The sequence below is a fragment of the Paracoccus endophyticus genome, assembly GCF_003286075.1.
GTDB lineage: Bacteria > Pseudomonadota > Alphaproteobacteria > Rhodobacterales > Rhodobacteraceae > Paracoccus > Paracoccus endophyticus.
This window is the reverse complement of sequence record NZ_QLUV01000029.1, coordinates 1-7,999: the sequence shown is the minus strand read 5'-3', so window position 1 is coordinate 7,999 and position 7,999 is coordinate 1. Positions and strand designations below refer to the sequence as shown.

At 61.7% G+C, this 7,999-nt stretch carries 8 protein-coding genes; 1 reads left to right on the top strand and 7 read right to left on the bottom strand.

Annotation, left to right across the window (positions count from 1 at the left end; genetic code table 11):
- Positions 1-51: 51 nt before the first annotated feature.
- The 7 genes from DPQ23_RS14795 to DPQ23_RS14765 form a co-directional block, all read right to left on the bottom strand.
- Positions 52-978 (bottom strand): DUF262 domain-containing protein, encoded by a 927-nt coding sequence (locus DPQ23_RS14795; RefSeq protein WP_112875540.1) that lies wholly within the window; start codon positions 976-978, stop codon positions 52-54.
- Positions 979-1,012: 34 nt separating this feature from the next.
- Entirely contained in the window at positions 1,013-2,155 is a 1,143-nt protein-coding gene (locus DPQ23_RS14790) for a patatin-like phospholipase family protein (RefSeq protein ID WP_162630788.1), read from the bottom strand.
- A 25-nt stretch (positions 2,156-2,180) separates the two neighbouring features.
- Positions 2,181-4,397, bottom strand: coding sequence for a ThiF family adenylyltransferase (locus DPQ23_RS14785; RefSeq protein ID WP_112875538.1), 2,217 nt, complete (start codon positions 4,395-4,397; stop codon positions 2,181-2,183).
- Positions 4,394-5,500 (bottom strand): ComEC/Rec2 family competence protein, encoded by a 1,107-nt coding sequence (locus DPQ23_RS14780; RefSeq protein WP_112875537.1) that lies wholly within the window; start codon positions 5,498-5,500, stop codon positions 4,394-4,396. The genes DPQ23_RS14785 and DPQ23_RS14780 overlap by 4 nt, the downstream gene beginning before the upstream one ends.
- Before the next feature lie 163 nt (positions 5,501-5,663).
- The gene (locus tag DPQ23_RS14775) at positions 5,664-6,644 is read right to left on the bottom strand and encodes an HNH endonuclease (protein ID WP_112875536.1); all 981 of its coding nucleotides are present in this window, start codon (positions 6,642-6,644) and stop codon (positions 5,664-5,666) included.
- 54 nt (positions 6,645-6,698) lie between these two features.
- Complete coding sequence (locus tag DPQ23_RS16145; RefSeq protein WP_205961481.1) at positions 6,699-7,100, bottom strand: PIN domain-containing protein; 402 nt, start codon at positions 7,098-7,100, stop codon at positions 6,699-6,701.
- 1 nt (position 7,101) lies between these two features.
- On the bottom strand, positions 7,102-7,350 hold the full coding sequence (locus DPQ23_RS14765; protein WP_112875535.1) for an AbrB/MazE/SpoVT family DNA-binding domain-containing protein: 249 nt from the start codon (positions 7,348-7,350) through the stop codon (positions 7,102-7,104).
- 276 nt (positions 7,351-7,626) lie between these two features.
- Here DPQ23_RS14765 and DPQ23_RS14760 point away from each other — a divergent pair, with 276 nt between their 5' ends.
- Positions 7,627-7,944, top strand: a complete 318-nt coding sequence (locus tag DPQ23_RS14760) for a recombinase family protein (protein ID WP_112875534.1) — start codon at positions 7,627-7,629, stop codon at positions 7,942-7,944.
- Positions 7,945-7,999 lie beyond the last annotated feature (55 nt).

Sequence of the window (7,999 nt, the reverse complement as noted above, 5' to 3'; positions counted from 1 at the left end):
CTGGCAAAAGCATACGAAACCCTGCAATTCAAAGCCAACAAAACCGCAGCTTCAGCACACAAAATCAATGCAGTAGAAGTTGTTCAGGCCGGACTCTGTAGCTTCGAGGCGCGTCAGGGGATGCTCCTTGAGCGCAATGGACGCCTTGAGGTTCGTTGCAATCCTCGACCATTCCTCCCGGAGAAGGAAGCCTTCCTGCTCTCCAGCATAAATGGCGGTCAGTAACTCGAATGCGTCCAGCTTCTTGCCGCCTGTGTTTACCTTCTCGAACACCAGGCAAACAGCTTCTCGGCTGGTGCTCCTGCCCAACTCGATTACCGGCATCTGATATTGGTGAAAGGCTGCGAGGACCTCGTTTAGAAAGCGGAACCAGAAATGGGTTTTCTCAGCTGAGTAGCTCCAGTGCGCAACAAATTTTATCTGCCAATCATTCCAATCAAATATACGGTTTGTTGGAAACATGCACTGAGCAAATTCGTCGTCTTCAGTTCTCAAGTTAAGGACGATATCTCGGCCGAAGTTACGTGTTTCGATCTTGCTTTCTGGAAGTCCGAGGAAGGCTTCCGTGCGGTCGGCTCCCTCCTCCAAGGCCTTTGCCATGTCGATATAGTAGAAACGTTTGATCTTCTGTTTTTTGGTGTTGATTGTCTCAACGACTTCTTTGCGCATCGTTGTCTGATAAAGGGATGTAAGACGCTGCTGACCATCCAGGAGAAGCGACTCGGGGGAGATGCCAGAGCTTCCCTCTGGTGCGCCCTCGATCCGACGCGGCTTGAACTTGACCTCGCCTCCCGCTTGGAGCGTCATGATGGCCCCTACCGGAAATGATCTGGAGATGGACGCCAGAAGACCCCGCAACCCTTCGTCGTCCCAGACCCAGCCCCTCTGAAAATCGGGGAGTTGGATCAAACCGTCACGGGCACGCTTGAGAAGATCATCCAAAGGTTTCTTCGTGCTGTCGAACTCTACGCGTGCCACTGTCTGGACCTTTCGATAAACTTGATGTGGCAGCTCAGTTCCTATTGGCAGGCTGCCAATGCTCTACGATGAGAGATCGGGTGAGCTGCTCCCCCCGTTGCGACAATTTCTCGATCCAATCCGATGGCATAGCAGAAAAGTCAGTTGGGTAGTTGGCGACATCCTCGGCGCGTACGAGGTCCGAAGGCGGGTTCGCCAGTTGGTCGTCAGCTTGACCCAGGTAGGGCAAAATAAAGCTTTTCAGGCTACCGCCTTTCTGCAAATCAAACAACCGTTTCATTGTGGCATTTTGCGAGCGCGAGAACATGGTATTCATGACGGCGTACATCCGGGATCCCCAGAGTGCCGGAGCGGCAGACATGCTTGTACTATATCCCGCCCGGGAAACGATCAGACGGTCGTAGCTGCCAACATGGAGGCTGACGGAGGGATCGCGGTCTGGCCACAAAGGCGCAAGACCCAAGTTGTCGTAAACACCCCCATCAGTCAGCACGACCCTTTCCTGTTTTTTCTGCCCCCCCTTCTTGGTGAAGGTCATTGAGAGTTCAAGCGTGGGCAGAAATACTGGATAAGCTGCCGAGGCTGCTACCGCTTCCGCCACCCGGACGGCTCCCGCAGCGGCCACCCCTCGGCGCCATGAGCCGACACCATCTTTAGCGAAGTAGAAAGCTGAGCTAGCCATCAGGTCGCACGCCACAATGATCAGCTTGGGCCGGTCGTCACGAAGCTGAACAAGTGTTCGTCCGTCAAGTATATTGTCGAAGACGCGTTGCAGCACGGTCGTCCGACTCGCAGAGCGACGCAGCTGGCTCTCCTTCAACCACCGTGGCGTGGGGCGGAATCTGCGAGGCACCGCCTTCAAAATCAGTCCTGCGCTTAAGGCCGCGACACGATCGAGCCATGTCAGCATGCCACTCCCAAGGGCCTTCAGACCCTCTGAGGTGGTAAATACCGCCCTCACGGCGGGGCGGACAAACCCCCGGCCGATAATCCTCCGAGCGACGCGCTCGAACTCGTCGAAATCGCCCGGGTGGCTGCAGTAGAGCGCCGCGAGGACGCTGCCGCCCGATACGGCTGAAATAGTCGAGACTTGGTTGAGCAGGCCTTCAGACCGCAAGGCACGAAGGCAGCCGAGATGGAACGCCATGGCTCGGGAACCACCACCCGACAGTGCCAAGGCAATGCCTCCGGGCATTGCGTCGTCAGGATCGCCGCTCGGTCGCATGGGCCATCGTGCCTTCCAGAGTTGCGCGACCCTGCCAGCCCACCCGGAGCCAGGTGTCGCGCTCGCCATGGATCATCATGGCATACGGTGCGCCGCCAGGGTGGAGGTGCTTGGCAAGGTACGCGAAGACCTTCTCGTCATCCCCGCTTGGCCGGGCAGCCACGCGATCAGGGTGGCTATGCCACTCGCCGAGGTAGTGGAGCCTGCCGGCGGTCCGAGCGGCCATGCCCTCGACGATTGGCCTTAAGTCTCTAGCACCCCGGACAAAGTGGGTAGGGGCCTGACGACTGTCGGGTGGCGCGGACAACGCCGCGACAATGTGGGCGACGCCCCGGACAACGTCGAAAGTGCCCACCAGCACACCACCCGTCTCGTTCGGCACCGCTGCAGCTCGCAATCCTTGGATCATCTTCATTGCCGCTTCGGTGACAACCACCCGAAGATCGGCCGAGGCGTGGCGGTGTACCTGTGAAAGGGGAAGCATCACAGGTGCGACTGCGGCGTTCGCTGGATCGAGTCTCCATATAGAGGCTGCTGCCTTCGGGCTCCCGACTAGGGCAATAAGCTGGCCAGCAGCAATGCCGCACAGTGACTGCACCTGCCACGGCGGAAGCGGCCGGGTAAGGTCTTGGCAGGCGTTGGCGTAACGGATGCGGTCGACCCTGGCCGTATCGAGATGTCCTGCGAGCGAAGGCTCGGTGGCTACTGCCAGGAAGTATTGCGCCTCGATCTCGTCAAGACGCAGCTCCCGCGCTGCGTCCTCGGCCAGGATCACCAGGTCGGATCCGTCCGGGCTGAAGAAGAAGCTGGCCGCGCGCCTGACCTCTCGTTGGTCCGAGAGGTGCCCCACCACTGCGGGCGAGGCGCTGAAGTCCAACACTAGATCTGCTTGGGCGAGATCTTCTGCCTGCGCGTCCGAACGGAGGACGTCCGCGCAGTGGCTCTTCGCATCGGCCTCGGCGAGGAGTTGGTTGACCTCGTGCGCAAGGGCTTCGGCCTTGGAGAACCCGACCAAGGCGTCGCCGTAGGCTTGGCGAACCGTGTTGTGCGGCAGCACGACGTCGTCGTCAATTATCGTCCAAGCGCCGATGCCCGACTTGGCCGTGTTCAGGACAACGTTCGAGCCGATGGCCCCTGCGCCGATCGCGACGAGTTTCGCATCGGAGCGGTTTGGCACGGCCGCATGATCTCGAGCCGAAGTCCGGTCGAGTCGCTGCACCACGCGCCAGCCCTGGAGTTCGATAGCACCAAGGTCAGCAACGGACCCGGGCGGCATGGCCCGAACCGTGTCGGCAGCGGCACCCTCCCTATATGTGAAGGTGTGGCCGAGCTGTTCGCCGAGGTCAGCCAGGGTGCCCGACGGCTGGTAGGCCCAGACTTCCACCGTCTCATCAGGCCCTTCGAGGGTCCTGCGCTTTGGCACCGATACAAGCAGAAGGACGTGGCGATCAACGGCGTGCTCCAACTGCGCTGGTTCGACGAGCCATTCGCCGAGGCTGGCGACGAGGTTGCCTCCCAGTTCCCGAGCGAGTCCGATCAAGCTGCCGAGGTCGTAAGGGCGTGCGCGCAAGGCAGCATGGACCTGCGAGGGCAGCTCCAACCCGAAGACGGCGAAGGGGAGCACCCCACTCACGTCCGTCCGGGGCGTCGGGTCCAAGCGGACCGTCCAGCGCCCATCGTGCTTACTTGCGCCGACAATGTGCCAGGGACCCCGGGGCGGTCCTGGCGGGATGATCAAGGTGTGGGCCGTGGTGGGGATCAGAGGCTCGAGGCCTTGCTCCTCCTGGTGGAGGCTCCCGGCGGCGGTCCTAGACAGCCAGTCGCGGAGGCGCTCCACCAGCACCTGTCCGGTCAGCATCCGCGATATGTCCTGCCAAGCCTCCTCCCAAACGCACAAGGCCAAGCCACTCTCGCCCCATCCCTGTAGGGTGTGAACAAGGCCAAAGGGGAAGTCGGCCCGACGGGAAAGGACTATGGGACTGCTCGTATCCCCCGGCGAGAAAATCAGGCGCAGGGGCTCGACAGGCAGGATTGGGACGACACGATCCTGAGCCAGCTCAGGCTCAACCTCGACGTCGAGCACGAGCCCCTCGGCCTTGACTAGGGTGGCAAAGGGGTGGTCGACCGACCTCGTCAGGTACTCGATCACCGCCTGAGCTAGCCGAGATGGCGCCTCGGCCTCGCTGGTGGTCAACGGGACCCCGCACGCGGCGCAGCCGCGCCGATCACCGCCGCCGTGCCGCCCGCCGTCTTTCGGACCTTCGCACCGGCGCTGCCTATCTCGATGACGAGTGGCTTGGGAGCGGCCTTGGAGGGATGCTCCATGGTAACCAGGAACTGACCGCCCAGGTCGCGGGCGACCCTCTTGTAGTAATTGGCCGCCTGACGATGGGGCGGCTGTGTCGTGTCCTCGGACGGGATCGGGTCGCTTGTCGAAACCAAGAGGCCGCCCCGTCGTCCTGCCGTCTCGTAGAGCCACTGCAGCCGCTTGCTTGGTACAGTCTCCTCGGCTCCCTTCTCCGCAGCAAGCGAGGTGTAGCTCGAATGGTGCGGGACGTTGTTAATATCCCACTCCAAACGGTAGTCATTCTTGTAGTAGCGGGTCACCCGGACGATGTCGTCGATGGTCTGGTAGTCGACGTCCGCCGACAAGATCAGCTTGGTCGCGCGGCCCTGGACCTGGAAGGTCGCCTGCATGAACAGGGCCGACGCATTGCGGACGATGACGCCGTTGTCAGTGTGCTCTGCGAAAGGCGAGTGCGGAAAGAACTCGACGCCATCTGCGGCCAGATTGAACTCCGGGCAGAGGGTACCCGCGTCGGTGATGAGGTTGCGGCGCTTGGCCGGGTCGATGTTGTTGTCCTTCAGGAACTGGTCGAGGGCGTCAGGTCGGGAGAAGACACGGATGCCCTTACCCTCAATAAACCTATGCCGCGCCTCTGTTCGCAATGTCCGCGCCTGCCCCGTCACCCCTGTTTCCAAGATGGCCGTCGCAGGCACCCACATGGTCTTGATCCTGATGCGGTTGCCGCCTTGGTACTTGGCCGCGTGCTCGAGGTGGAACACCTCCTTCGCGCGGTGGCAGTGGTCAGTGTCGAGATGGGTGAAGGCGACGACGTCGATCTCCTCGTCTTCACCCAGGCACGCCCGCAGTTCCTTCTCGAGGTCACACCGCTTGTCCGAGGTGTCGTTGGCACTCCGCATGTCGGCGAAGTCAAAGAGAGCCCGGCGGCCGTTCTCGAGTGTGATGAGGCAGCTGTCGGCGTTGCCGATGTTGAAGAAACGAACGGCGTGCACGGGTCCCTCTCGCACTTTGCCAAGTTGCTGTTAGCACTCATTTAACCATGAACATAAAGTGAACTCCGGCCTACATCAAGGGCGACCGCATAGGGGCCACCAGCTGCTGATAATGGTCGGTCAACAAGCTCGCCGACCGGGAGGGCACGCTCTCCAGCAGCTGCTATCCTAGGTACCTGTTCTCCCTGTGCCAGCTGAGCGCCTCGGGCGCGGGCGGCGCAAAGCCCCGCTTGGGCGCGCGCAACTCCTGGCCCTGCATGGCATAGTAGTGCGTGCCATTGTCGAAGTCGGCCTTGAGGCGCGCGCTCACAGCGAAGCGGCCCTTCTCCGTGACCGTGACGTAGCCTAGGTCGAAGAGGCGGTGGATGTCTGTTCGGAGCAGGAGACCGTTGGAAATCTCGTGCTCGCCACCTTCCGAATAGGGGCGCACATGCGCGGCGTCGAGGCTGGGCAGCGTGCGCTCACCCGAGACGGCGCACCGTCGGCCGTAGCCGTCCGTCACAGCCAACCGGAAGGCACCTTGCCCTAGCCGCCGCTGGAGCAAGCTCGGCGTGCCATAGCGCGGTCCAGCCGGATCGGGAACGAAGGGTCCGGCCGGGTCGCGTAGACTGGGATCAAGCGGGACAGCAGACCGCTCGGGCGCCGGACTGCTGGCGGAGGCAAGTCGCTCTCGCACCGCCTCCCAAAGCGCCAAGCCGTCCGCCTCCTCGGCGCTGTAGCCCTTCCCTGTCACAGTATTGGCCGCAAAGCTTGCCGGCGTTGGCAACCAGAGCTCCTCAGGCCAGAAGAAGGGCTGTGTCAGAATACGGCAGCCGATGACCGGATCCTCGCGCTCGCCTAAGGGCGCGGCCCGGCGGAGCTGCGCAATCGTGCGGCGCATGGAGTCCAACTCAGGGTTACCGTTCTTCTGGCCAAACGCGTCCCAAGCCAGCGACAGGGGCACAAGGCTTGCATGCGCGAACACGCCGCCCCCGGCGATGGCATTCCAGGGCGCCTTTAGCTTGAAGAGGAAGAGATCGCCCGGTTGGAGCGCCCGGAACTCACCCGAGCCCGAGGGCTGCCAGAAGTTCACCTCGTCGGGCGCAAGGTCGGCGAGATAGTCGAACCAGGGCTTGTGAGTGACGCCGACAAAGATGCGAAGCATGTCCAACCTTCCTATCGGCCCAACCCACGAGGAAGGCACCGAGTCAACTTTGCATCATCGGAGCCTATCGCTCTCCTGCCCTCGGATCACCTCGACTTCCACCCCGACGTCGGCACTGCACCAGGCCTGATCTGCAGTCACGGCAGGAACGCTGAGTTCAGCCGCGAGTGCCAGGCAGGCGCGATCCCCAAGCGAAAGACCGAGGGCTCGCGTGGCGGGCCTGAGGTGCCCGGTTGCGTAGGCTTGCGCTGGCGTGAATGGGCGTACATCGAGGTGAAGACCGCCGAGCACCTCCTCTACCTCTTCGGCGCTTAGGCCGCGCTCCCGCAGCTTGGTGACGACCTCCGCGAGGTTCGCGGCGCCGATCACAGCCGAGGACAGGACTTGTGCCACACGATCCGCGCCGGCCTCTCCGTTGAGGACGCAAAGCAGGGCGGAGGAATCCAGTACTACCACTCTACTCACGGTCAGCCTCGCGCCGGCGGTCTGCAATCAACTCGTCAGCCAAGGACACGCCTTCCGGCACATGGCGCCGCAGAATGGCCTGAGCTCGAGCAATGGCCTGTGTGAGCGAACGGACACGCAGTTCGCCGTCCTCAATATCCACCAGTACGGTATCGCCTGTGGCTATCCCGAGCTCCCGCCGCATCGGCGCCGGGATGATGAGCTTGCCACCTTCGATGATCCTGACCCGCTGCGCAGTCATGTCACCTGCCCTTCTCCAGCTCTTACTTCCCACATTCATACCAATCAGCTTACATTGGTACTGCTACGCCCAGCAAGTCGCATCGATGAACTTGCTTTGATCATGTGCTCGAAGGACCAGTCGAATAGTACACGATCGGAAAAAGCGTCAATTCGGGTCTACCTTATCAAGACAGCTGCACCGGACACCTGCTTGCGTCCAATTAGAGTTGCTTTGAGACTTGTCGGACAGTAGCGTGAGGGGGTCTAAACCCAAACCGGACAGAACTGCTCTTCCATGACCCTTTACGGCTACGCGCGCGTTTCCACGACGGACCAGGACCTTTCCTTGCAAGAGGAGGCGCTACGTGCGGCGGGTTGTCAGGTGATCCGGGCCGAGAAGAAGACCGGCACCTCCCGCGAGGGGCGCTCCGAACTCGACATCCTGCTTCAGTTCCTGCGCCCGGGTGACACGCTGATCATCACCCGCATCGACCGGCTGGCCCGTAGCCTCAAGGATCTGCAAGACATCGTTCATGAGCTGAAGGAGAAAGGCGTCACGCTGAAGGCGACCGGGTCGTGTCTCGGAAGTGGTGGAAATTGGAAGGCGGCGTAATCTCCGGGTGAAGTCTCACCCACCCAACCGGCGGCGGCAACCGCCAGGGAGATCA